Below are 3,697 nucleotides of genomic sequence, written 5' to 3' on the forward strand. Positions count from 1 at the left end.
GTGCCGTACGACCCGCCGGGCCTTCGGCGCCCGCAGGGCCAGGCGCGGCGCCACCCGCGGGGGCCTCGGCGTCGGCAGGCAGCTCAGTGCCCGCAGCGGCATCGGTCCCGGCCGGGGCTTTCGCGTCCGCGGAGGGCGCCAGGACCGGGCCGGCCTCGACCGGGGCAGGGTGGGGCGCCTCCGCCAGGAGGCCCACCGCCGTGTGGACCGCGTCCACGTGGCCGCGTAGTTCTGCCGCCGCGTCCGCGTCCAGGCCTGCCGCGCAGGCCGGGGGCAGGGCGACGCAGATGCGCTCGGCCAGGCCGGACGCGACCGTGCCGAGGGCCGCCGTGTCGGTGCCCCGCACGTCCCCGTAGCGCAGGGCGCGGGCGAGCGCGGGCAGCGCCTTCGCCAGCCGTGCCACGTCCGTGTCGAGCGCGGCCCGGTCGGCGAGGGCCCGCAGCACGGCCGGCAGCGCCTCGGACAGGCCGGCCAGCAGGCACCGCTCGGCGAGCGAGGTCACCTCCCCCAGTTCCTGGGCGGCCGCCGCGTCCGCCTCGGCCTTGGCGGTGGCCGCTGCCGCCACCGTCGTGCCCCATATACCGGCCTCGGCGACCCGCACCGACAGCTCGGGCTCCCACCTCAGCCGCCAGGTCTCGCGGAAGGTGCCGGTGCTGCTCCGCGAGGCCGTCGGGACGCCCCAGTCGATGCCGAGCAGCCGCAGCCGGTGCAGCAGCAGGCTCTTGGCGGTGTCCGTCTCCTTGCGCAGGTCGAGCTCCAGCTCCCGGTCCTGCGCCTCCGCCTTGAGCCGTAGCGAACGCTGCTGCCGGGTCAGGTCCCGCTGGAGCGGTACGACCGGGGCCGCGTCCGGCACCTCGCCCAGCGCGTCCCCGACGACCAGCCGGTCCTCGATGAGCGCGAGGGGTACGTCGGAGCCGTCGCACATCACCGCCCGGACGGCCTCCAGGGTCTCGCCGAGGCCGGGCAGCGGCCGGCCGCGCATCGCGGCCAGGGTCTCCGCCAGCCGTACCGCCTCGATGACGTGCGCGGAGGAGACCTGCCGGTCCTCCGCGCGCAGCAGCCCGGCGACCTTGGTCAGCCAGCGCTCCACGGGCCGGTCGGGGGCCGCGAAGAGGTGTCCGTACCAACCGGGCGAGGTGATGCCCGCCCCGTACCCTCCGGCGCGGGCGAGCCGGCGGTGGGTCCAGGGCACCCAGGTGGTCTCCACCTTCACCTTGGGCAGGCCGGACAGCAGCGCCCGGTCGGCGGCCACGGTGGTCTTCGCCCGCAGCGCCGGGACGTGCCAGGCCCCGCACACCACGGCGAGGGAGTCGCCGAACTCCCGGCGGGCCGCCCGTATCCGCTGCCGCATGTGCGCCTCGCGGACCAGGTCCCGGTCCCCGTGCCCGCCGTCCCCGTACGCCTCCCTCAGCGCGCCCATCGCCTCCCCGAGCGCCTCGAAGGCGGCCAGGGGGTCGCCGGTGCCTGTGCCCCGGTGCTCGACGACGTCCTCCCACCAGCGCTCGGGGTCGTCGTACCCAGCGGCGCCGGCCAGCGCCGCGAGCGGGTCCAGCCGCACGGAACCGGCGTCCCGCCCGCCCGCCTCGGCATGCCCCTCTGGCCCCTCCTGTTCTTCGTGCCCTTCCTGTTCTTCCAGCCCCTCCTGTTCTTCCTGTCGCTCTCGCCCCTCCGGGCCGCCCTGCTCGGCCTGTTCGGGTCCGGCCGGCCCAGGCGCACCCTGCTCAGGCGCGCCCTGCTGCGGTGCCGCCTCCTCGGCGGCGTCTGGGCCCGGCCCGGCGGCCAGCGTGTGCGCGGCCGGCAGGTCGATGAACCGGACCGGTACGCCTGCCTGGAGCGCCCAGCGCACCGCGACCCACTCAGGGGAGAACTCGGCAAGCGGCCAGAACGCCGCCCGGCCCGGGTCGTCGGCAACGTGCGCGAGCAGCGCGACCGGCGGCCGCATGTCCGGGTCGGCGGCCAGCGGCAGCAGCGCGTCCCCCTCCGGCGGCCCCTCGATCAGTACGGCGGCGGGCCTGGCCGCCTCCAGCGCGGCCCGCACCGCGCGGGCCGAGCCGGGCCCGTGGTGCCGCACGCCGAGCAGCAGCGGCCCACCCCTCCTGGCGGTCCCACTCCTCCTGCTCGTGCCGCTCGCGCCGGTCGTGCTGCTCGTGCCGCTCATGCCGTCACCTCGCGGCAGGCCCGGTAGAAGTCCTTCCAGCCGTCACGCTCGCGCACGACCGCCTCCAGGTACTCCTGCCACACGACCCGGTCGGCCGCCGGGTCGCGCACGACGGCTCCGAGGATGCCGGCGGCCACGTCCGAGGGGCGCAGCACGCCGTCGCCGAAGTGGGCGGCCAGCGCCAGGCCGTTGGTGACGACCGATATGGCCTCGGCGGTGGACAGGGTGCCGCTCGGGGACTTCACCTTGGTCCGGCCGTCGTCGGTGATGCCCTCGCGCAGCTCGCGGAAGACGGTGACGACGCGGCGGATCTCGTCCAGGCCCTCGGGCGCGGCCGGCAGGTCCAGGGCGCGTCCCATCTGGTCGACCCGGCGGGCGACGATGTCCACCTCGGCGTCCGCCGACTCGGGCAGCGGCAGCACCACCGTGTTGAACCGGCGGCGCAGCGCGCTGGACAGCTCGTTGACCCCGCGGTCGCGGTCGTTGGCGGTGGCGATGAGGTTGAAGCCGCGCACCGCCTGCACCTCTTCGCCCAGCTCCGGTATGGGCAGGGTCTTCTCGCTCAGGACGGTGATGAGCGTGTCCTGGACGTCGGCGGGAATGCGGGTGAGCTCCTCGACGCGGGCGGTCATGCCCTCGGCCATGGCCCGCATCACCGGGCTGGGTACGAGGGCCTCGCGGCTGGGGCCGTGGGCGAGCAGCCGGGCGTAGTTCCACCCGTACCGGATGGCCTCCTCCGGGGTGCCGGCGGTGCCCTGGACGAGCAGCGTGGAGTCGCCGCTGACGGCGGCGGCCAGGTGTTCGGAGACCCAGGTCTTGGCGGTGCCGGGAACCCCCAGCAGGAGCAGGGCACGGTCGGTGGCGAGGGTGGTGACGGCGACCTCGACGATGCGGCGCGGCCCCACGTACTTGGGCGTGACGACCGTGCCGTCGTCGAGCGTGCCACCGAGCAGGTACGTGGCGACGGCCCACGGCGAGAGCTTCCAACGGGCCGGGCGGGGCCGGTCGTCGACGGCGGCCAGGGCTTTCAGTTCGTGCGCGAAGGCGTCCTCGGCGTGCGGTCGCAGCGCCTCGGTGGTCGTGGCGTTCTCGGACATGGTGGTGCTCCCCCTCCAGGCTCGGCAGCCGCTCCCGACTGCTGGTTCCCACGGTGCACCACCCCACTGACAACGCCCCTCGTACGTACCGTCGTTGCAGGTCAGAGGCATTGTCAGTGGGGGTGCCTACGGTGGTTGCCATGACTGAGCAGGGGGTCCGCTGGACGGCGGAACAGGTACTGGCTCTGGCTCCTGACGATGCGTCGCGCAAGGCGGGAGGCAGGCTCGGCGGGGCGGGTCCGTGGTCGCAGACCGGAGGTTCCGCTTCCGGTTCGGTGTGGGGGTTGTGCAAGGGCAGCGGCAGCAAGCCGTACCGGACGGTCGTGGACCTGACGGGCCCGGCGTACAAGTGCTCCTGCCCGAGCCGGAAGTTCCCGTGCAAGCACGCCTTGGGGCTGCTGCTGCTCTGGGCGGCCGAAGGGCATGTCTCTTATACACATCT

The 3,697-nt window shown here is 75.1% G+C and carries 3 protein-coding genes; 1 reads left to right on the forward strand and 2 read right to left on the reverse strand.

From position 1 onward, the window contains the following. Nucleotides 1-2,158, reverse strand: a 2,158-nt coding sequence (locus GPJ59_RS34455; RefSeq protein ID WP_219671946.1) for a DUF5682 family protein, incomplete at its 3' end; no start/stop codon positions are given. Further along, a complete protein-coding gene (locus tag GPJ59_RS34460; protein WP_219671948.1) occupies nucleotides 2,155-3,255 on the reverse strand; it encodes an ATP-binding protein in 1,101 nt (366 codons plus the stop codon). The genes GPJ59_RS34455 and GPJ59_RS34460, both read right to left, overlap by 4 nt. Nucleotides 3,256-3,395: 140 nt before the next feature. On the opposite strand from GPJ59_RS34460, the gene GPJ59_RS34465 reads away from it, so the two are divergent. Then, on the forward strand, nucleotides 3,396-3,697 hold a 302-nt coding region (locus GPJ59_RS34465), incomplete at its 3' end, for an SWIM zinc finger family protein (protein ID WP_219671950.1).

Origin of the sequence: Streptomyces bambusae (assembly GCF_019400985.1) — a bacterium.
GTDB lineage: Bacteria > Actinomycetota > Actinomycetes > Streptomycetales > Streptomycetaceae > Streptomyces > Streptomyces bambusae_A.

Bases quoted from the DNA above. Each gene is read 5' to 3' on its own strand.
- GPJ59_RS34460 (WP_219671948.1), bottom strand. From the start codon at position 3,255: ATGTCCGAGAACGCCACGACCACCGAGGCGCTGCGACCGCACGCCGAG.